17 protein-coding genes, 1 tRNA gene and 1 pseudogene are annotated in these 20,986 nt (G+C 52.9%); 13 read left to right on the top strand and 6 right to left on the bottom strand.

Annotation, left to right across the window (positions count from 1 at the left end):
• The first annotated feature begins 185 nt into the window (after positions 1-185).
• The gene (gene nagB / locus B5F38_RS03415) at positions 186-998 is read left to right on the top strand and encodes a glucosamine-6-phosphate deaminase (RefSeq protein WP_087407925.1); all 813 of its coding nucleotides are present in this window, start codon (positions 186-188) and stop codon (positions 996-998) included.
• 170 nt (positions 999-1,168) lie between these two features.
• Here nagB and queG read toward each other — a convergent pair whose 3' ends face one another.
• From queG to B5F38_RS03400, 3 genes are all read right to left on the bottom strand, one after another.
• Positions 1,169-2,113 carry a tRNA epoxyqueuosine(34) reductase QueG gene (gene queG / locus B5F38_RS03410; RefSeq protein ID WP_087407924.1) on the bottom strand — a complete coding sequence of 315 codons (945 nt, stop codon included), beginning with the start codon at positions 2,111-2,113 and terminating at the stop codon, positions 1,169-1,171.
• Positions 2,088-2,696: a polysaccharide deacetylase family protein gene (locus B5F38_RS03405; RefSeq protein ID WP_087407923.1), complete on the bottom strand. Its 609-nt coding sequence runs from the start codon at positions 2,694-2,696 to the stop codon at positions 2,088-2,090. Before B5F38_RS03405 ends, queG begins: the two co-directional genes overlap by 26 nt.
• A gap of 83 nt (positions 2,697-2,779) precedes the next feature.
• A complete protein-coding gene (locus tag B5F38_RS03400; RefSeq protein WP_087407922.1) occupies positions 2,780-6,037 on the bottom strand; it encodes a DUF2723 domain-containing protein in 3,258 nt (1,085 codons plus the stop codon).
• A gap of 269 nt (positions 6,038-6,306) precedes the next feature.
• Here B5F38_RS03400 and B5F38_RS03395 point away from each other — a divergent pair, with 269 nt between their 5' ends.
• The 7 genes and pseudogenes from B5F38_RS03395 to B5F38_RS03370 all read left to right on the top strand — a co-directional run bounded on the left by B5F38_RS03395 (position 6,307) and on the right by B5F38_RS03370 (position 11,049).
• Positions 6,307-7,317, top strand: a complete 1,011-nt coding sequence (locus B5F38_RS03395) for an NAD(P)-dependent oxidoreductase (protein WP_087407921.1) — start codon at positions 6,307-6,309, stop codon at positions 7,315-7,317.
• 72 nt (positions 7,318-7,389) lie between these two features.
• On the top strand, positions 7,390-7,977 hold the full coding sequence (locus B5F38_RS03390; RefSeq protein WP_087407920.1) for a TIGR00730 family Rossman fold protein: 588 nt from the start codon (positions 7,390-7,392) through the stop codon (positions 7,975-7,977).
• A 13-nt stretch (positions 7,978-7,990) separates the two neighbouring features.
• Positions 7,991-8,890, top strand: coding sequence for a DUF4271 domain-containing protein (locus B5F38_RS03385; RefSeq protein WP_087407919.1), 900 nt, complete (start codon positions 7,991-7,993; stop codon positions 8,888-8,890).
• The gene (locus tag B5F38_RS03380) at positions 8,887-9,636 is read left to right on the top strand and encodes a uroporphyrinogen-III synthase (protein ID WP_087407918.1); all 750 of its coding nucleotides are present in this window, start codon (positions 8,887-8,889) and stop codon (positions 9,634-9,636) included. Before B5F38_RS03385 ends, B5F38_RS03380 begins: the two co-directional genes overlap by 4 nt.
• An 82-nt stretch (positions 9,637-9,718) precedes the next feature.
• Positions 9,719-10,129: a ribonuclease P protein component gene (locus B5F38_RS03375; protein ID WP_087407917.1), complete on the top strand. Its 411-nt coding sequence runs from the start codon at positions 9,719-9,721 to the stop codon at positions 10,127-10,129.
• Positions 10,126-10,344: pseudogene (gene yidD / locus B5F38_RS14580) on the top strand (membrane protein insertion efficiency factor YidD); the annotation flags it as partial. The gene B5F38_RS03375 and the pseudogene yidD, both read left to right, overlap by 4 nt.
• 18 nt (positions 10,345-10,362) lie before the next feature.
• Positions 10,363-11,049, top strand: a complete 687-nt coding sequence (locus tag B5F38_RS03370; protein ID WP_343210771.1) for a TatD family hydrolase — start codon at positions 10,363-10,365, stop codon at positions 11,047-11,049.
• Here the strand turns inward: B5F38_RS03370 and B5F38_RS03365 are convergent.
• A complete protein-coding gene (locus B5F38_RS03365; protein WP_087407915.1) occupies positions 11,006-11,545 on the bottom strand; it encodes a UpxY family transcription antiterminator in 540 nt (179 codons plus the stop codon). The two genes, B5F38_RS03370 and B5F38_RS03365, sit on opposite strands and share 44 nt — an antisense overlap.
• A 238-nt stretch (positions 11,546-11,783) precedes the next feature.
• On the opposite strand from B5F38_RS03365, the gene tyrS reads away from it, so the two are divergent.
• From tyrS to B5F38_RS03350, 3 genes are all read left to right on the top strand, one after another.
• The gene (tyrS, locus tag B5F38_RS03360) at positions 11,784-13,076 is read left to right on the top strand and encodes a tyrosine--tRNA ligase (protein ID WP_087407914.1); all 1,293 of its coding nucleotides are present in this window, start codon (positions 11,784-11,786) and stop codon (positions 13,074-13,076) included.
• Positions 13,077-13,157: 81 nt separating this feature from the next.
• A tRNA-Gln gene (locus tag B5F38_RS03355) sits at positions 13,158-13,228 on the top strand.
• A 237-nt stretch (positions 13,229-13,465) separates the two neighbouring features.
• A complete protein-coding gene (locus B5F38_RS03350; RefSeq protein WP_087407913.1) occupies positions 13,466-14,566 on the top strand; it encodes a hypothetical protein in 1,101 nt (366 codons plus the stop codon).
• A gap of 179 nt (positions 14,567-14,745) precedes the next feature.
• Here the strand turns inward: B5F38_RS03350 and B5F38_RS03345 are convergent, their stop codons facing one another.
• Together B5F38_RS03345 and B5F38_RS03340 are read right to left on the bottom strand one after the other, a co-directional pair.
• On the bottom strand, positions 14,746-16,635 hold the full coding sequence (locus B5F38_RS03345; RefSeq protein ID WP_087407912.1) for a T9SS type A sorting domain-containing protein: 1,890 nt from the start codon (positions 16,633-16,635) through the stop codon (positions 14,746-14,748).
• Between the two features lie 284 nt (positions 16,636-16,919).
• Positions 16,920-18,008, bottom strand: coding sequence for a TlpA disulfide reductase family protein (locus B5F38_RS03340; RefSeq protein ID WP_158096834.1), 1,089 nt, complete (start codon positions 18,006-18,008; stop codon positions 16,920-16,922).
• A 219-nt stretch (positions 18,009-18,227) separates the two neighbouring features.
• On the opposite strand from B5F38_RS03340, the gene B5F38_RS03335 reads away from it, so the two are divergent.
• Positions 18,228-18,917, top strand: a complete 690-nt coding sequence (locus B5F38_RS03335) for a succinate dehydrogenase/fumarate reductase cytochrome b subunit (protein WP_087407910.1) — start codon at positions 18,228-18,230, stop codon at positions 18,915-18,917.
• Positions 18,918-18,954: 37 nt separating this feature from the next.
• Entirely contained in the window at positions 18,955-20,976 is a 2,022-nt protein-coding gene (locus tag B5F38_RS03330; RefSeq protein WP_087407909.1) for a fumarate reductase/succinate dehydrogenase flavoprotein subunit, read from the top strand.
• Positions 20,977-20,986: the final 10 nt, after the last annotated feature.

The raw sequence follows: 20,986 nt of genomic DNA, 5'->3' as shown, positions 1-20,986 counted from the left end.
CGATAGTATTTTTGAGTTACAAACTTAATGATTCCTTTACATTTTTTCCACACAAAAAAGGTGAAAAATGATGGAAGTATATTCGATTTTTAGAAAAATACACAAAATTTTCACCCGCCGGTCGATACTTGCCAAAAAATGATTACTTTTGGGGAAAGCTAAAATCCATAAAAATCTATAAAATCATGAGACTGATTATCGAACCAACCTATGATGCAGTTTCGCGTTGGGCCGCTAACTATGTGGCATCGTGCATCAATAAATTCAACCCTACCGAAGAGAAGCCTTTCGTACTGGGCCTCCCCACCGGCTCGTCGCCGCTGGGCATGTACAAACACCTCATCGAGTTGAACAAGAAAGGTATCGTGTCGTTCCGCAACGTCGTTACCTTCAACATGGACGAATATTGCAACCTGCCCGAAGATCACGAGCAGAGCTACCACACTTTCATGTGGAGCAACTTCTTCTCGCACATCGACATCCGTCCCGAGAACGTCAATATCCTCAACGGCAACGCTGCCAACCCCGAAGAGGAGTGTGCCCGCTACGAGGCTAAAATCGCCTCCTACGGCGGTATCGAACTCTTCCTGGGCGGCGTAGGCCCCGACGGCCACATCGCCTTCAACGAACCGGGTTCGTCGCTTACCTCGCGCACACGTGTGAAAACCCTGACGCAAGACACCATCATCGCCAACTCGCGCTTCTTCGGCGGCGATACCAACCTCGTGCCCAAAACGGCGCTCACCGTGGGTGTAGGCACCGTCATGGCTGCCCGCAACGTACTCATCATTGTCAACGGCCACAACAAGGCCCGTGCCTTGCAACAGGGCGTAGAGGGCGGCGTTTCGCAAATGTGGACCATCACGGCTCTGCAAATGCACCCCAAGAGCATCATCGTATGCGACGATGCCGCTACGGCCGAGCTGAAAGTGGGTACCTACAAATACTTCCTCGACATCGAGCACAACAACCTCGACCCCGACAGCTTGCTGAAGTAATCTCACTCGAAAGCCAAAATCTTTCGAACCGCATAGCGAGGGTTCCACACATCGGTGTGGGGCCCTCGTTTCTTTTTACCCTCACTCAAGGGATGTATTTCAAAAGGGAACAGGATAGAGCCGGCTATCGGTGTGAAGGGGGTACGATGGTATCGTTTTGTGCCGATTCGTCACGATTTACGGTTTTTCTTCCACACGGCAAAGTTGCGCATGAGCCCCGCATACTTGGCCCGGCGCACGGCCGAATGGCGGAATATGCGGTTGAAATCGTCGGGAGTCAACGCCTCGAAACGGGCGGCGTCGAGAGCGAGCAGTTCGTCCGAGGGGGCGAACTCGGGGTGCGTCGAAGGAGTAGCCGCCCGATTCCAGGGACAGCACTGCTGGCAGGTGTCGCAGCCATAGACCCGGTTGCCCATCCGGTCAGCCACCGCGGGCGGTATCTCGCCGCGGTTCTCGATGGTCTGGCACGAAATGCAGCGGCGGGCATCGACCTGCCCCGGCTCATCGAGCGCCCCCACAGGGCAATGCTCCCGGCAGAGCAAGCAGTCGCCGCAGCGGTTGGACAAGGGTTTGTCGGGGGGCAAGGCGAGTGTCGTAAGCAACTCGCCCAGAAAGAAGTAAGAGCCCTTACCGGGGATAATCAACTGGGCATTCCTGCCGATAAATCCCAGACCGGCCTGCACGGCCCAATAGCGTTCGCGCACAGGGGCGGTATCGCAACACACCCGCCCGGCATCGCCCGAGAGAGGGGCCACGAAAGCGGCGAGCTGCCGCAGCTTGTCGCGCATCACCTCGTGGTAATCGCGGCCATAGGCATAGTAGGCAAACTGAGGATGCTCCTGCGGCTGGAAACGGGCCGGATAGTAGTTGAGCGCCACGCATACGATGGTGCGGGCTCCCGGGTAGAGAAGGGCCGGATGATCGCGCAAGTCGAGGTAGTTGCCCAGATAGTCCATCTGGGCCTGCCTGCCCTCGTCCAGCCAACGGCGATAAGCCTCGCGGGCCCGGGGCTCTACCTCGTCGACCCGAGCGAAGCCACACGCATCGAAACCCAACCGAAGGGCTTCGCTACGAATCTGCTCTCGCCACTCAAAGGGTGCGGAAGATGAATCCATTTTCGCGCAGCCAGTTTATGGTTCGGGGCAAGGCATAGTGCAGGTTGCGCTCGGCCTTGATCGAGTCGTGAAACACAATGATGGAGCCGTTGCGGGCATAGCGCTTCACGTTGCCAAACACCTGTTCGCCTGTGAGCTTGTTGCTATAATCGCGAGTCACCACATCCCACATGATGATGCTGAAATCTTTTTTCAACAGGTTGGCCTGCCCGGGGAGCATGTGTCCGTGGGGCGGACGGAAGAGTTGGCTCTGAATCAGGTCGTGGGCATTGAGCACGTTGCGCACATATTTCTCGGGCGGGGTCGACATGCCCTGTATGTGATTCATCGTGTGGTTGCCCACCTGGTGCCCCCTGTGCCTCAACTCCTGGAAGAGGTTGGGATTGCGAGCCACATTTTCGCCCACACAAAAGAAAGTCGCCTTTACCGAATAGTAGTCGAGGACATCGAGCACCCACGGCGTAACCTGGGGAATAGGACCGTCGTCGAATGTCAGGTAGACGGTCTTCCGATCGCCCGGGATGCGCCAGATGGCCTCGGGGAACAGCATCCGATAAAAAAACGGGGGTTGCTCTATAAACATAAATGATATATCTAACGAAAAAAATCGGGAGAGAATCGGCGAAACAAGCTCCCCGACACTCTCCCGTAAAGGATTATATTCGATTACTCCCGAACGGCAAAACGCGATGCAATCTTGTTTTGCAAATCGGTAAGTCCGTAGGCTGTACTCAGCTCGTTGATGGCATGAACGATGTAGACATGCTTCTCGTAATCGTTGCGGATGGAGCGGAGCTGACCCGGAGTGAGGTCTTTGTACCAGTTGAGGTAGCCGGCCGAGTTTTCAAGAATCTCGTTGAGCAGAGCCTCGCCCTTGGCCGTTTCGCCCAGTTCGAGGTAGGACTGACCGAACGACAGCGACGTAAGGTCGTGAGTTACCTGCCAGCCCGGAATCTTCTCCATGATAAGGTTCAGAGCCGTCAGGGCCTTTTCGTTCTTGCCCTCCTTGATAAGCTGCTCTACCAGGTCGGCAAACATCATACGGATGGTATTGCACATGCGGCGCACGTTCTCGTCGAGATAGAGCGGATGCTCTTTCGTCACCTGGTCGATACCGCCCCAGCGGAAGCGGTTGACCATATTGTCGTACATCTTGTCGGTATTGATGTTGTTGTTGACCCCTTTCAAAGGTACCACCTGATAGGCCAGACCGGTACGCGAGAAGTAGTCCTCGAGACCCAGGTAGTAGCTGTTACCCACCGTCACGGCAAAATAGACGGGGCGTTTCCAGCCCTGCTCGGCATTGGTGTTGATGATGTCGAGCGAGGCGATTTCGCTCATGGTGAATCCCCGCTTGTTGGAGAAGTCGGGCACGATGCGCGAAACGATGCTGTCCTTCAATGCGGGAGCTACCGTACCCGAAGCCACCACGGCATTAGCATCGACCGGTATATAGAGCTGGTTGGTGGGCAGGTGGTTGAGGGCACCGTATCCCGGCACATCCTTGGTCCACGACTCATCGCTATAGAGATAGTCGAGTGCGTTGCGTACCGTAATCGAGTCGGCCAGACGGTTGATTACGTAGTTGTAGGAACGCACGTCATAGGCATACTTCGACTCGTCGGCCGAGATGGGCAGTGCTGCCGATTCGTAGGCCGGACGCTTCATCTGGTCGATGTACCAGTCGGTCTGCAGATACGAGAGGTTGCACACCCGCACATCGGTGCGATAGCCCTCGACCTCCTGTACATACCACAAGGGGAAGGTATCGTTATCGCCGTTGGTGAAGAGAATGGCGTTCTCGTCGACACTCGAGAGGTAGTTCATACCGAAGTCGCGGCAGACATAGCGGCCCGAACGGTCGTGGTCGTCCCACGTCTGGCTCACCATCTGCAAGGGCACACACAAGCACAGGAGCAAAGCCACCACGGCAGTCGCCGTCGACTTGGGCTGCTCGTCGGTCGTCTTGGCCAGGTAGTTGAGGCCACGCCAGATGGCGGCGACACCCAACCCGATCCAGATGGCAAACGCGTAGAACGAACCGGCATAGGCGTAGTCGCGCTCACGCGGCTGGTAAGGCGTCTGGTTGAGGTAGATGACAATGGCGATACCCGTCATGAAGAAGAGGAAGAAGGTGACCCAGAAGCTCTCGATACCCTTCTTGCCCGAGAAGGCCTGGAAGAAGAGACCGATGAGACCGAGCAACAACGGCATCATGTAGAAAACGTTGCGGCCGGCATTGTTCTTCAGGTCGTCGGGCAGGTTGGTCTGGTCGCCGGCAATGTGCTTGTCGATGAAGTTGAAGCCGCTTATCCAGTTACCGTTCTGCACTTCGCCGTGGCCCTGAATATCGTTCTGACGGCCGGCGAAGTTCCACATGAAATAACGCCAGTACATGTAGTTGAGCTGGTAGTCGAGGAAGAAGGCGAGGTTTTCGCCGAAGGTGGGCTTCATCACCGTCTTGGTACCGTCGGGAGTCTTCACCTGTACGGGGCGGCCCTTGAAGTTGGTCCACTCCTTATAAGCCGATATATGTTCGGCCTTGTCGCTGTACATGCGGGGGAAGAGCATGCACAACTCGGGTTCGTATTTGTAGTGTTCGTCGTGCCCGGTGATGATGTAGCGGTCGGGATCGTCGGGCGACGATTTCAGTTTCTTCTTCCAGATGGGTTTCCCCTGGGTCGACACGGCCGTACCGTTGGCATCGCGCAACACCTCGGCGGGGAAGGTCTGCCCGTAGAAGAGCGGACGGTCGCCATACTGCTCGCGGTTGAGGTAACCCGAGAGGCTGAAGATGTCTTCGGGCGAGTTCTGATCCATGGGCGTGTTGGCCGTCGAACGTATCATAATCAAGGCATACGACGAGTAACCGATGAAGATGACGAACAACGAGAGCAGAATCGTGTTCATGGTCACTACCGACGGACGCTTGCGCATGAAGAAGAGGTAGTAGGCCAGGGCCAGCGAGAGGATGATGCCAATCACATAACCGTCGCCGATGAAGGGGATACCTACCAGCACGATACTGATGAAGAACGAAATCTTCATCAACTTCTCGCTGCGCTGGGCGTAAGTCTCGTAGATGGCCCAAGCGATAACCCCTACAATCAGGAAGAAGTAGAATACCACACCGCTGTTGAAAGGCAGGTGGAAGACATTGACAAAGAGCAGTTCGACCCAGCTGGCCACCTCGACGAAACCGGGAACCAGTCCGTAGAGCAGCAGCACGATGAGCACAAACGAGAGCAACAGGGCAATGATGGAGCCCTTCAGGTTGGTATTCTTGAACTTGCGGTAGTAATAAACCAGCACGATGGCAGGGATACACAGCAAGTTGAGCAGGTGCACCGCAATCGACACGCCGATGATGTAGGCGATGAGTATGATGTAGCGGTTGGAGTGCGGCTCGTCGGCTACGCTCTCCCATTTGAGAATCAGCCAGAATACGAGTGCCGTACAGAAAGAGGAGTAGGCATAAACCTCGCCCTCTACGGCCGAGAACCAGAAGGTATCGGACCAGGCATAGGCCAGAGCACCTACCACGCCGCAACCCAGGATAGCAATCATCTGACCCATCGACATGGTCTCGACGGTCTCGCCCTCACGCAGCACAACCTTCTGTGCCAGACGGGTGATGGTCCAGAACAGCAGCAAGATGGTGGCGGCACTCAACAATCCCGACATGAGGTTGACCATGTAGGCTACCCCCGAGGGCGAAGAGGCAAAGTTGGCAAAGAAGCGGGCCGTCAACATGAAGATGGGGTTTCCCGGCGGGTGACCCACTTCCAGTTTATATCCCGAAGCTATAAATTCACCGCAGTCCCAAAAACTGGCGGTCGACTCCAAAGTCAGGATATAGGTAATCGCCGCAACGACGAAGACCACCCATCCCAACACATTGTTCAGTAATTTGTACCGTTTCATTATACTACTTTTGTCTTTATTTTCAGGCAGTTCTACAGACAAACGCCACACACGAAAACAACCCCGGGAAAGGCCGAAACCATTTTACCGAGGGAGCAAGAGGTGTCTATCTGTTTTCATATACCCGGCAAAGATAATGAAAGATTGTTAATCTCCCCTCATTATAAACTTTTTATAATAATTTATCGGCTATATTTCACAAAATCGCAGTTCGACAGCCCTACTTCGCCGGTTTCTTATTACTTTTACCCGCCAAACGAAATTGCATTATGAGTACCCGAATACTGATTACCGGCGCCGGTGGATTCATCGGCGGATTCATCGTAGAAGAGGCCCTCTCGCGGGGATACGAAACCTGGGCCGGGGTGCGCAAGACCACTTCGCGCGAACACCTCAAGAACCCGGCCATCCGTTTCATCGACTTCAACTACGGTAACCCCGACCTACTGGCCGACCAGTTGCGCGAGCACAAACGGGAATATGGCAAGTGGGACTACATCGTGCACAACCTGGGAGTGACCAAGTGCAAGAACCCCGACGACTTCGACCGCATCAACTACGGGTTTGTCAAGAATTTCACCGAGGCCCTCGTCGCTACCGACATGGTGCCCAGGCAGTTTATCCTCATGAGCAGCCTGGGAGCCTGGGGGTTGGGCGACGAAAAAGGCTTCACCCCCATACGCCCCACCGACACACCCCACCCCAATACCCGTTACGGACAGAGCAAGCTGAAGGCCGAGCGACACCTGCAATCGCTCGAGGGCTTCCCCTACGTGGTGATGCGCCCCACCGGAGTATACGGGCCCTACGAAAAAGATTACTACCTGATGATGAAGAGTATCAAGTGCGGATTCGACTTCATCGTAGGATACAAGCCGCAGCTCATCACCTTCATCTACGTGAAGGATCTGGTGCAGGCCATCTTCAAGGCCATCGACCGGGGCGTGACGCGCCGAGGCTATTTCCTCTCCGAGGGGAGGGCCTACACCTCGTCGCAATTCCGCCGGTACGTAGCCGCGGCATTGGGCAAGCGTTGGGTGATACCGGTGAAGATTCCCATCGCCGGACTCTGGATTGTCTCGGTCATTGCCGAAAAGGGTGCCGCTCTCCTGGGCAAGACCAGCACGCTGAACCGCGACAAGTTCCGCATCATGAAGCAACGCAACTGGATATGCGACATCAGCGATGCCCGCAACGAACTGGGGTTCGAACCACAATACAGCCTCGAGCGCGGGGTAAACGAGTGCGTGAAGTGGTATCGCGAGCACCATTGGCTGTAAGGTAGCCCGCTGTAGACACGCCGTCTTTCAAAAAAAAGCGTTACCTTTGCAGTGCGATTCAAGCTGGTGACAATGAAAAAGATAAAATCGGTGTGCGTCTACTGCGCATCCAGTTCCAAAATAAACCCCGATTACTTCGAGGCGGCCCGCGAAATCGGGCAACTCCTGGCCCAACGAGGCATGCGATGTGTATGCGGTGCCGGGAACCAAGGGCTCATGGGCACCCTGGCCGACAGCGTGTTGGCCCACGGTGGCGAGGTGCTGGGGGTGATTCCCCAGTTTATGATTGACGAGGGGTGGTGCCACCCGGGTCTGACCCAGACCGTAGTAACTGCCAACATGCACGAACGCAAGGAGCGCATGGCCCAAGAGGCCGATGCCGTCATTGCCCTGCCAGGCGGCTGCGGCACGTTGGAAGAGCTCTTCGAGATTATCACATGGAAACAACTGGGGCTCTTCCTCAACCCCATCGTGATACTTAATATCGACGGATATTACGACCCCCTCATCGCGATGCTGAACAAGGCTATCGACGAGAACTTCATGCGCCACGAACACGCCCGCCTGTGGCAAGTGGCCCAGACTCCTCAGGAGGCCATCGACGACATCTCAAACGCTCCGGCCTGGGACCCCAGTATCCGCAAAATAGCTGCCATCTAACCACCCGACCGCCATGCCTATCCCTGCTGCACCTCACTCCGCTATCGTAGCCGACACCCTGCACACGGCCGATACCACCGGCACCCGGCTGCCGGCGAGCCAGCCCGAAGTGTTCGTGCCGCAATACATCGGGGGCTTCGAGCGCAGTACTCCGCTCAAGGAGAGCGACCCCCTCAAGGACCTGCAAGAGACCATCATTGCCATACCCGAGGGGTTTTCTGCCGAGCGTATGCCCGATACCCCCACCAACAACTCGCTGCTGGTGAGCATTGTTGTAGTAGTTTTTCTGCTCTTTGCCTTCACTTTCAAAAAAGGGACCAAGTTCCTGGGCGAGATATTCAACAGCGTGCTCAATGTGAAAGACCGCCAGAACCTTTTCGACGACACCACCGTGCGGGAGACCCAGCTACGAGCCGTACTGCTGGGCATGACCTGCGTATCGGAGGGGTTCTGTCTGTTTCAACTGCTGGCCTCCACCCGACCCGACCTGTCGATATCGATCGGGGTGGGTGTCTGCTGCGGCAGCCTCATCGCCTGGGTCTACTATACGTTACAAAAATGGCTCTATCGCGGACTCGGACTCGTATTCTCCGACACGGCCCACACCCGCAAGTGGGTCGAGAGTTTCATCTCGATCAATGCTATCATCAGTATCCCCATCGCCGTGCCGGTACTCTTGTCGATATTTGTTCCGCAATGGGGAAAGGTGATGCTGGTCGTCGCAGGAGTTATCTATCTGGCATCCCGTATCTTATTTATTTATAAAGGGTTTAAGATTTTTTACCGCAATATATTAGATTTATTCTATTTTATTGTGTACTTTTGTGCCCTCGAAATCGCACCCCTATTTTGGGTATATAAATCAAGCATATTGATATATCATTTTGTCGAACTAAAAATACAGCAGCTTTGAAAATTAAGAAAATTCTTGTTTCTCAGCCTAAGCCGAGTTCCGAAAAATCGCCTTACTACGATATTGCCAAGCGATATGGCGTCAATATCGTATTTCGTCCCTTTATCAAAGTAGAGGGCCTGACCTCCAAAGAGTTCAGACAACAGAAGATTTCCATTCCGGAATATACCGCTGTCATTTTCACGGCCCGTACCGCCATCGACCACTTCTTCCGCTTGTGCGAAGAGTTGCGCGTCACGATACCCGAAACGATGAAATACTTCTGCACGACCGAAGCCATAGCCCTTTACCTGCAAAAATACATTGTCTATCGCAAGCGCAAGATATTCTTTGGCAACTCGGGCAAACTGGACGACCTGGTTCCATCGTTGCTGAAACATGCGGGAGAGAAATACCTCTTCCCGGTATCGGATGTACACAAAGAGCAAACCTCGGTGCTGGAAAAGCATAAAATCAACTACACGCGTGCCATCATGTACCGCACCGTGAGCAACGATTTTGAAGAGGGCGAACCGTTTGACTACGATATGCTCATCTTTTTCAGCCCGTCGGGCATCAAGTCGCTGCTCAAGAACTTCCCCGAATTCGAGCAGGGCGACATCAAGATCGGTACCTTCGGTCCCACGACGGCTCAAGCCGTACGCGATGCCGGCTTACGGCTCGATGTCGAAGCCCCCTCGCCCGGAGCACCATCGATGACCGCCGCTCTCGACCTTTTCCTGAAAGAACAAAGCAAAAAGAAATAAACTCTTTTTCAACAAGAACCAAACCTCATAATCGTCTTTCACCGAAAGGAGGCGCTTATGAGGTTTTATTTTCAAACACACGATGAACGAACACAGTCTGCCCAAAAGCGAAAAACTATGCAGCCGAACAGCTATCAACCGCCTGTTTGCCGAGGGTAGTGCCTTCATCGTATACCCGTTGCGCGTCGTCTACCGCATCGACGATGACTCCACGGCTCCGCCGCAATTCTTTGTCAACATACCCAAGCGCAAGTTCAAACGGGCCGTCAAGCGGGTCTATCTGCGCCGACGCATCCGCGAAGCCTATCGACTGCACAAGGAGATTCTGACCGAACCTTTGTTGCAACGCCACCAATCGATGCACGTAGCTTTTCTCTACCTCGACAAGGACCTGAACGATTTCCACACCATCGAACGCAAGATGATCGAGGCTCTGCAGCGCCTGGTGCAGAAAAGCGAACAGCAACCCACCCCTCCCGCCGTAGAGCCATGAAAAAGTTGCTGTCGACCCTGCTCGTGTGGCCCATCCGCTTCTACAAGGCGGCCATATCGCCCATGCTGCCGCCCTCGTGCCGCTATGTGCCCACCTGCTCGCAGTATGCCATCGACGCCATACAGATACACGGCCCCTTCAAAGGCTTGTGGCTGGCCACCCGTCGGCTGTTGAGCTGCCATCCCTGGGGAGGCAGCGGCTACGATCCGGTTCCCCCCAAGTTTCCGACCGACATCCACACCCATCACGACCGTTACGGGGCCATCATCAGCACCACTCCCGAGGAGTTTCGTCCCCAACCGGGCAAATACTATTCGGTAGGGCTGCACCCCTGGAGCCTGTCGGATACCTCGAAAGAGTCGATTGCCCGGCTCGAAGCCGCCGTACAACACGAACAGGTGGTGGCCGTAGGCGAAACAGGGCTCGACAAACTCAAAGGAGGCGTCAACTACGAAGAGCAGCTCATCTATTTTGAGAAACAGATACGTCTCTCGGAGCAGTGGCACAAGCCGCTGGTCATTCACGCCGTGAAGTCCTACGACGACATCATCCGCATACACAAAGCCAAACGCCCCGCACAACCGTGGATTATCCACGGCTTCAGAGGCAAGCCCGAAACGGCGGCACAGCTCCTCCGCGAGGGACTATTCCTCTCGTTCGGCGAGTATTACAATCACGAAACCCTGAAATCGGTACCCCTCGACCGACTCTTCCTCGAGACCGACGAAGGCAACATGACCATCGACAAACTGTATCGGAAAGCAGCCCACATACGCAACCAGTCGCCCCGACGGCTACACAAGGCTCTGGCCGGCAACATTGCCCGCATCTTCCCGTTGGAGCAACCGGCCCGACAATCGTCTCAACCCGAAAACATTATGGAATACGTTCGATCAACGAAGGGTGAACAAATGCCGTAGCCACGGCCATAACCCCCTCGATCGAAACTACTACCCGCCGGTCGCCCTTGACCCGCAGGAACACCCCCTCGACCCCGGCAAAGACACCGCCGGTAATACGCACCCGATCGCCCTCGCGCAACGAGACAACCTGCGAATCGAGATAAACCACCTGCTCGTCATAGGCTCCTGCCACGGCTATAAAGCTGGACATCTGCCGGTCGGGCACCACCAGAGGCTCGTGCTTCTCGCGATCCATGATATAGCGCAAAGGAACCTTGAGCGAAATCTCCTTCTTGATTTCGTCCATCTTCTCGCGATTCAACCGCACGAAAACCAAATTGTGAATGACGGGAACCAGCTTGCGCACCTTGCGCTCGCCCTTGATAAACTCCTTGTAGTGCATGGGGATAAACGACTCTATCCCATACTGGTCGAGATAACCTTTCAATGCCATCTCCCGGCTATAAGTCACCCGAATGGCAAACCATTTGAGATCGGTCTTGTTTATACCCATAACAGTATCTGAAGAAAATAGGTTTGCACAAAAATAATTTAAATACACGAGATTAACGAAAAAAAACAGAGATGGTTCTTATTTTTTGTTATTTCGAAATTAAAATTGTTTATTTCGATAAAGAGTCGTAATTTTGCAGCTACCGCAGAAACAAGGAGTTCGGTAAGTCTGCACAACCTGCCGCCCCCTATCACCCTGCGAGAAACAACGACCAAACATTTAATAAAGTTTTCATTCGATGAATTTTGTAGAAGAACTAAAATGGCGCGGAATGGTACACACCATGATGCCGGGTACAGAAGAACTCCTTGAAAAGGAAATGGTTACCGCCTACTTGGGTTTCGACCCCACGGCCGATTCGCTCCACATAGGCCACTTGTGCGGCGTGATGATGCTGCGACATTTCCAACGCTGCGGCCACAAACCGCTGGCCTTGGTCGGGGGTGCTACCGGTATGATTGGCGACCCCTCGGGCAAATCGCAAGAGCGCAACCTGCTCGACGAAGAGACCCTGCGCCACAACCAGGAGTGTATCAAAAAGCAGTTGAGCAAGTTCCTCGACTTCGAGTCGGATGCTCCCAACCACGCAGAACTGGTAAACAACTACGACTGGATGAAGGACTTCTCGTTCCTCGACTTCGCCCGCACCGTAGGTAAGCACATCACGGTCAACTACATGATGGCGAAAGACTCGGTTCAAAAACGACTCAACGGCGAGGCTCGCGACGGACTTTCGTTCACCGAGTTCACCTACCAACTGCTGCAAGGCTACGACTTCCTGCACCTCTACGAAACCAAGAACTGCAAGCTGCAACTGGGCGGTTCGGACCAATGGGGCAACATCACCACCGGTGCCGAACTGATACGCCGCACCAACGGCGGCGAGGTATTTGCCCTCACCTGCCCGCTGGTAACCAAGGCCGACGGTACGAAATTCGGCAAGACCGAGTCGGGCAACGTATGGCTCGATGCCCGCTACACCTCGCCCTACAAGTTCTACCAGTTCTGGCTGAACGTGAGCGACGAAGATGCCAAACGCTACATCAAGATATTTACCTCGATTTCGCGCGAAGAGATCGAAGCCCTCATCGCCGAGCACGACCAGGCTCCCCACCTGCGCGCCCTGCAGAAACGGCTGGCCCGCGAGGTTACCGTCATGGTACACTCGCAAGCCGACTACGACGCTGCTGTCGAGGCCTCGAACATCCTCTTCGGGAACTCCACCTCGGAGCAACTGCACAAACTCGACGAAGACACGCTGCTCGCCGTATTCGAGGGCGTGCCCCAGTTCGAAGTGTCGCGCGACGCTATCCTCGGCGGGGTACCCGCTATCGAACTGACCACCGAAATGGCTGCCGTATTCCCCTCGAAAGGCGAAATGCGGAAACTCACTCAGGGCGGTGGCGTCTCCATCAACAAAGAGAAACTCGCAGCCCCCGATACGAAAATCGACGGCAGCTATCTGCTCAACGACAAATACATCATCGTACAACGGGGTAAAAAGAATTATTACCTGCTTATCGCAAAATAATTCGACTAAAATTTGGCAAAGCCGTAAAAACACATTATCTTTGCCTCGCTTTTGAGGGTTAGACCTCAAAGCATAGAAGTTTGGCTTATGGTGTAATGGCAGCACAACAGGTTTTGGTTCTGTTTGTCTAGGTTCGAATCCTGGTAAGCCAACACAAGAACGAGCAACGGTACGCCGCTGCTCGTTTTTGCGTTTATACAGAGGTATTCCTCCATTCTGCCCCCACTTCCTGAAAAAGCCAGACTAACAGTTGTTTTCCTGTCCGCTTTACATTATCTTTGTGAAACAAGCATCCTCCCCCTTCAGACACAGATGAATATAAAATAAAAACAGCCCCCCGGCCTCCATGGGCCATCCAAACAAAAATAACCATATAAAAAAACAAGACCATGAAAAAACACAACTTACAAGAGTCAGTCCCTGCAAAGACCCCTCAACGGTCTGCCACGCAGAACCGCATCGGATTGCCAAATTTATACTCCACACGGCTATGGGCAATCTGCCTGATACTATTCGCCTCGTTCACAGCTCTGCCCTATTGCAACCAGGCCAAGGCGGCTACCACAGAAGAGGAAGATTCAGCCCTGCCAATCGTCGCCTGGTTCAACGAACGCGATACCATGACCTACTGGATAAGCGAAGGCTCCTGGAAATTTGAAGGGACCGACACGGTCAAGACCCTTGGAGCCAACACCAAAGTGATGATAACGGTTACCGACTCTACAAAAGAGGGGTATCAGATGGAATACAAGTTTCTGAAATTCAGCACAGACACGGATGCCGAATCCGAAATGCAGAACTTCATGCAGGAAACCGTCCAACGACTTCAAGACGAAATTGCGGGTACAACCATACGGTTCAGAACAGACGAGTTAGGAAAGATTACCCAATATGACAACCTGGAAGAGGTGGAGAAACAGGCCAAGCGTGTATTCGACGGAATCATCCAAGAATCTTCATGGATGGACAAACTGAATTCAACCGGCATAAAAGCCGACGAGCTATTCAGAAACATAGACCCCAGCAAGCTGGTACAAAGCTATACGGAAGAGTTGGAAATGCTTTTCCAATACCATGGATACCAGTTTCCCCTGAAAGAGACCACCCTGCACGAAGAGGCCACCGATACCAAGTACGAATCGGATACTTACCTGTCGGCAACCATCGACCCCGAAAGTTATGAATATGATATAATCATCGAAATCAACAATTACATACCCAGGAAAGATATCAAGCAACTGCTTGGTGGGTTCGTCGATATGCTTATGGACAAAGAGGACGCTACTACCGTGAAGGAAGATATGGATACCGGATTTGACGAGCAAGTGACCGAAGATGCCGTAAGCAAAGAATTTCTGCACATAAAATATTTCCCCGACGGATGGCCCCAGGAGGTCATCAGCCAGCAGAAAATAATTATCGGCAACAAAGGCAAAATGACGCAAAAGTACATTACATGGGATGAGCGCAGCGTGCGCAACTCTGACTGACACAGGAGACCAGTCTCCCCATGGTCCCGGCCGGACAAGCCTTCGAAATGCCAACCCTAAAAGTCGGTAGAGCCATTCGTGGCTTTCCCCCAAGAGCTTCGTGTCTGCAAGTATACACACAACAAGAGCGGGAACTCATCACAAGTCCCCACTCTCGCACAAGTTGAAAATGTTATGATTTATTTGACAAGCAGTCGATGGTTATATACCTTACCGCCCACTGTCACTTGCAGCAGATAGACACCTGCATCGAGCCCGTCGACCGAAAGGGTCTGTACGGGAGCCTCGGCTGCAAGCACCAAAGCACCACGCAAATCGTAGACAGCTACCTCAGACACACCGTCGGCCAGCGTGATATAATCTTGTGCCGGGTTGGGCCAGAAGAGTTTTTCAACAGCTACCCGCTCGATTGAAGTGGCTTTCTCTACCTCATAAGCACCGATTGAAGGAGCCGTTTCCGAACGGGCTTTACCGCGCTGATCGACCGTGGGAACACCCTCTACCACGATACCGGCACCGGCAGCAATACCCTCGGGCGAGATGGCTATCGTTTGGGTAGTTCCCTCGTTGAGAGCCGGAACGGGTTCGGCATCGGCAAACAGGGTCTGGTCGGTATATACCGTGTTGTCTACAAACCCATCGACCGTAACCGGAGACCCTTCGGCTATCGTACCGTAAATATTATGGCTTCCTGCCAGGGTACAATTATTGTAGGTATATATATCGCCGATACCGTTCACACCCCCGACAACAATATTATTGTACAGGTTGAAGCCTCCGTTCGATGCCGAGTGTATACCCGTGCCGTACAGGTTGTTTTGCAACTCATTCCCAACAAGAGTACTATTGTAAACATCGACAACGGCTGCCTGGCAGGCCAAGGCTCCGCCACCACCGGTACCACCTGCATTTTTATAGAATGTACAATTCGTGAAAACTCCACCGGGAACTTTCACAAGAATAGCTCCACCATGGGCCGTACATGTATTCTCTCCAAAATAGGAACCCGATACGTGGCAGCTATTGACATCGGCTGCCGAATACGACGCATACCAGGCACCGCCGGAACCACCACTGCCCGATACGGCATTGCCCTCGAAGGAACAATTCTCGACCGTAACATCGCCCATCCAGGTAAGCAAGGCACCACCGCCACCCTTGGAGGCCGTAGACTTGTTCTGGCTGAATGTAGTGTTTCTGATGGTCAAAACGCCGTTCGAGGAAATGTCTTTCTTCTGTGCGATTGCACCTCCATAACGGGTGGTTTGGTTCTGCGTAAACAGACAGTTGTCTATTTCGGCCGAAGCCCCGGCCCTTTGCAAATATATGGCACCACCATCACAGCTGGAACCCGTAACGGAATTGCCCGTGAAGGTACAGTCGCTGAAGTAGTTCGTGCTGCCCGAACAACCCACGGCACCACCGTTGGTCGTATTGGTATTGTTGGTAAAGGTACAGTCGGTGAAACGGGCCGTCACGCCGCTGTTGGTATAGACGGCACCACCGATTTTCGTAGCCGAGAGATTCTGGAACGTACAGTTTGTAAGGGTGATGTCGCCACAAGCCATGATACCGGGCGAATAGCCGTTTTTGGCTTTGTCGAAGAGCAGGTTCTCGCCGGTGAACGAACCGTTCTTACCCACGAGAATCGTTGCCGACCACGAGGCCATGGTTGTTTCGTCGTCGATCAGGGCCGTGCCGTCACCGCCATAGAGCGTACAGTTCTTGAGCGTGAGCGAAACCAGTTCGGCATCTTCGGCCGGCGCATAGAGGCCTATTTTGAAAATACGGTAGTTCGATACCCCCGGCTCGGCCACCGAGATGGTTTTGCCCTGGGCATCGATAGTCAGATTCTTGTCAATCTGTATCGTGGCCGGAATAGTCACCGTAGTTTCGTCGCCGATAGAAAATTCTATCTCCGATCCTCCCGGAGCATTGGCCACCACATAGGGAAGCGAGCCCTCTTCGCTGGCATCGCCCGAGGTCTTGGTCACCAAAAAAGTTTCGGCAAAAGCTGCGCTCGAGAACAAACAACATGCGCAACTCATCAAGAGTAGTTTGTTTTTCATAATAGCACTTTTTAAAAGGTGATAAGAAATGAAATAATTATTTTTTGCAAGTATAATAATTTTTTTATTTATGCACAAAAGATTTCGTTTAGTTTCTCTATAATTTCTATATTTTTCTATTTGAAATATAAAAGAAACTAAAAAGAAAAAGAAATGAAATATATACTACAAAAAAAAGGAGCGGCCCATGTGGGTCGCTCCCAAGTTTTGACGATAAAGCACTACCTGCAGTCTCTCAAGCGAGCTCTATCTACGGTTTCTTTTGTCGATTATTTACTATTGTTTTATTTCACATTCTTCATCACCTCGGCAACTTTCTCTTTCATGGCTTCGTCGCGCAGGTCGCGAGCAGCAATGGAACCGTCGGGGGCAAACAAGATGATATGGGGAATACCCTGAATGCCGTAGAGTTCGGTCGGTATCTGTTGGGCGTTGATGATTTGCGGCCAAACGATACCCAGCTCCTTGATGGCAGCCTGCGTATCTTCGGGTTTATCCCACACGGCTACACCCAGCACATCGAGACCCTTGGCGTGATATTTGTCGTAGAGCTCCTTGATGTTGGGAATCTCGCCCCGGCAGGGACCGCACCACGAAGCCCAGAAGTCGACCAGCACATACTTGCCCTTGCCCACATAGTCGGAGAGCGAAACCTTCGTGCCGTCGGGTTGCTCGATGGTGAAGTCGGTAAACATCTGACCCTCGGCTGTCTTTTTCCAGATTTCGAGACGTTGGTTCATCACCTTTACCAGAGGATCGGCCTTGAGGGTTTCGCCGGCCAGGTTGATGACCGAGTCGAGACGCTCGGGCGAAAGATCCCAGTTGAAGAGGGTCCATGCACCCACGGCGTTGTTGTTGTTACGGTCGAAGTAGTGCGAGAAGAGTTTGTCTATCTCGGGCATGATGAAGGTCAGCTGCACCTTGTCCCACTCGGCCGAAGCCTCTTCGTCGGACAAACCTTTTGCTATGATCTCTTGTTGTTTGGCTATGAAGATTTGGTTCAACGAATCGATGTCGTTCATAAACGAGGCAAACTCGTCGTTGAGCGGAGTACCCGATACCTTGTCGGTTTCGCCCAACTCTACGGCAATGTGACCGTTCTCGACGATAAATCCCATGCGGTAAAAAGAGGGTACTTGCAACATACCCACGAAAGCGGTATCGGCCTTGCCCTTGAACTGGAACTTGTTATCGGCAATCACCGCGCTGTCGAGCACATCGCGCGAAGCCATATCGGTCAGGTAAACCATGTCGCCGTTCAGGGTAGAGTCGGCCACTGTTCCGTCGATGGTATACGACGAAGGATTGGAGTTGCAGGAAACAACCGTTGCGGCAGCAGCAGCCACCAGAAAGAAAAGATTTCTATTTTTCATATACGTTATAAATTGATAGCGAGGCAAAGATAGAGATATTTCGATAAAAACGGGAAGTTTTACGTTCTTTATCATTTAAAAAGAGTGAAGCCAAAGGACTATACATTAAAGAAATATTTCCTTATTATCTTGTATATTCCGCATACTTCAGTTACTTTTGCATGGTGCAAGGTTGCATAATCTTTATTTACAACAAATAATAACTTAAATTCAAATCCTATGTGGTTAAGTAACTCGTCCATAGGACGAAAAGTAGTCATGAGTGTGACAGGACTCTTTCTCGTCCTATTTTTAACGTTTCACATGTGTATGAACTTAGTGGCGTTAATCAGCCCTGCCGGCTACAATGCCGTATGCCAATTCCTGGGAGCTAACTGGTATGCCCTGATTGGTACGGTCATTATCGCCGCCGGAGCCGTGATTCACATCATCTATGCCTTCTGGCTGACGATTCAAAACCGGAGAGCCCGCGGTAACGACCGCTATCTGGTGAACGTACGTCCGAAAAGCGTAGAGTGGGCTTCGCAAAACATGCTCGTACTGGGTATCATCGTGGTACTGGGTCTGGCTTTGCACCTCTTCAACTTCTGGTACAAGATGCAGCTCAACGAGGTTATCGGTCACCTGCCCGAAGTCAATCCTCACGACGGTATCGCCCTGATTCGCGAAACCTTCAGCTGCCCGGTTTATGTAGTTATTTACCTCATCTGGTTCGTAGCTTTGTGGTTCCACCTCACCCACGGATTCTGGAGCGCCATCCAAACGCTGGGTATCAACAACCACGTATGGTTCAACCGTTGGAAATGTATCTCCAACATTTTCACTACCATTATCTGCTTGGGCTTTGTTGCCGTTGCCATCTCGTTCTACATCATGAGCCTGACCGGCTGCGGAACTTGCACCCTTTAATAAACCAACCTATTCATTTCACAGAAAAAAAATTGTTATGGCTACAATAGATTCTAAAATACCCGAAGGCCCCTTGGCTGAAAAGTGGACCAATTATAAAGCACACCAAAAATTGGTGAACCCGGCCAATAAACGTCGTCTCGACATCATCGTCGTTGGTACGGGTCTTGCCGGCGGTTCGGCTGCCGCTACGCTGGGCGAGCTGGGATTCAACGTGCTGAACTTCTGTATTCAGGATTCGCCCCGCCGCGCTCACTCTATCGCCGCACAAGGCGGTATCAATGCTGCTAAAAACTATCAGAACGACGGCGACTCGGTATACCGCCTCTTCTACGATACGATCAAGGGTGGTGACTACCGTGCCCGCGAAGCCAACGTATACCGTCTGGCCGAAGTGTCGAACAACATCATCGACCAATGCGTGGCTCAAGGCGTACCTTTCGCCCGCGAATACGGCGGCCAGTTGGCCAACCGTTCGTTCGGTGGTGCCCAGGTATCGCGTACTTTCTATGCCAAGGGTCAAACGGGACAACAGCTGCTGCTGGGTGCATACGCATCGCTCAACCGCCAGGTAAAGAAAGGTACGGTAAAACAGTATACCCGCTACGAGATGCTCGACCTCGTCATCATCGACGGCCGTGCCCGCGGTATCATTGCCCGTAACCTGGTAACCGGCGACATCGAGCGCTTTGCCGCTCACGCCGTAGTTATCGCTACCGGTGGATACGGTAACGTATACTTCCTTTCGACCAACGCCATGGCATCGAACGGCTCGGTTGCCGTACAATGCTACCACAAAGGTGCCTACTTTGCCAACCCGGCCTATGCGCAGATTCACCCCACCTGTATCCCCGTACACGGTGAATTCCAGTCGAAACTGACGCTGATGTCGGAGTCGCTGCGTAACGACGGCCGCATCTGGGTTCCCAAGAAAAAAGAGGATGCCGCTGCCATCCGCGCCGGCAAACTGAAACCGACCGATATCAAGGAAGAAGACCGCGACTACTACCTGGAGCGTCGTTACCCGGCATTCGGTAACCTCGTGCCCCGCGACGTGGCTTCGCGTGCCGCCAAAGAGCGTTGCGACGCCGGCTACGGTGTAAGCCCCTCGGGGTATGCCGTATACCTCGACTTCAAAGAGAGTATCGAGCGTCTGGGTAAACAGGCCATCCAAGGTCTCGACCACCACGAAATCGAAAAACTGGGTGGCGAAGCCGCTGCTATCCAAATCAAGGGTAAAGAGGCTGTGGCCAGCCGCTACGGCAACCTGTTCCAGATGTACGAGAAGATCGTAGACCAGAACCCCTACGAAACGCCTATGATGATCTATCCCGCTTCGCACTACACGATGGGCGGTATCTGGGTAGACTACGAACTGATGACCTCTATCCCCGGTCTGTTCGCTATCGGCGAGGCCAACTTCTCGGACCACGGTGCCAACCGTCTGGGTGCATCGGCCCTGATGCAAGGTTTGGCCGACGGTTACTTCGTACTTCCCTACACGATTCAAAACTACCTGTCGGACCAGATTCAGGTACCCCGCTTCTCGACCGACCTGCCCGAGTTTGTAGAGGCCGAAAAGGCTGTCAAAGCCCGTATCGCCCGCTTGATGAACATCAAGGGTAAACGCTCGGTTGACTCTATCCACAAAGAACTGGGCCACATCATGGTCGAGTATGTAGGTATGGGCCGTAACAAAGCCGGACTCGAAACCGCACTCAAGAAAATCGACGAGGTGAAGAAAGAATTCTACACCAACGTACGTATCCCGGGCGAAGCCAATACGCTGAACGTAGAGCTCGAAAAAGCTCTGCGCGTAGAGGACTTCCTCGAAATAGGCAAGTTGATGGCTCTCGACGCTCTCAACCGCGAAGAGTCTTGTGGTGGCCACTTCCGTGAAGAGTATCAAACCGAAGACGGAGAGGCTAAACGTGACGACGAACACTTTATGTATGTAAGCTGCTGGAAATACCAAGGCGAAGATAAGAAGCCCGAACTATTGAAGGAAGAACTGAAATACGAGGCTATCAAGGTTCAACAACGTAACTACAAGAAATAATTTGTCTAAT

The organism is Barnesiella sp. An22, assembly GCF_002159975.1.
Lineage (GTDB): Bacteria > Bacteroidota > Bacteroidia > Bacteroidales > Barnesiellaceae > Barnesiella > Barnesiella merdigallinarum.
This window is presented reverse-complemented; position numbering and strand designations above follow the sequence as displayed.